Raw genomic sequence first — 416 nt, 5'->3', positions numbered from 1 at the left:
GTTAGCTGCCACTAGAACTAAACAAAAAAGGATTTAATAAATGAAAAAGTTGCTCGCTGTTTTGTGTTTGGTTTTCCCTTTTAACGCGTTCGCATTGGATTACTATAGCGTTAGTAGCGGCTATGAAGTTGGTGACAAGTTTCATGGAGAATTGGCTTCAGTAATCTTCGACGGTTACGATGCTTCGGTTATAGACGGGTTTGCAAACGGATTTAACGTCAAAATTGATAAACAAAATGAAAATCAGGTGCTTGTTACATTCCTATTCAAATCCAACTCCAAAGAAGACGATTATGAAATTCAGGCGGAAGTTGTTATTGATCTTGGTAAAAAAGTTGAGCTCATTCTTGAGCAGAGCAAGTTCTATTTCCATATCAAACACCTCGGCAGCTAACAAAGCGCTTAACTCGTTCACT

The 416-nt window shown here is 38.2% G+C and carries 1 protein-coding gene; it reads left to right on the top strand.

All coding sequences use genetic code 11. The features are described 5' to 3' along the window. The first annotated feature begins 40 nt into the window (after positions 1–40). On the top strand, positions 41–394 hold the full coding sequence (locus tag CSH92_RS17005; RefSeq protein ID WP_100658845.1) for a hypothetical protein: 354 nt from the start codon (positions 41–43) through the stop codon (positions 392–394). The last annotated feature ends 22 nt before the right edge of the window (positions 395–416 follow it).

The sequence above is a fragment of the Neoalteromonas flava genome (genome assembly GCF_002807685.1).
Classification (GTDB): domain Bacteria; phylum Pseudomonadota; class Gammaproteobacteria; order Enterobacterales; family Alteromonadaceae; genus Alteromonas_E; species Alteromonas_E flava.
Note: the sequence above shows the minus strand (reverse complement) of the source record. Positions and strands in the feature narration are given on the sequence as shown.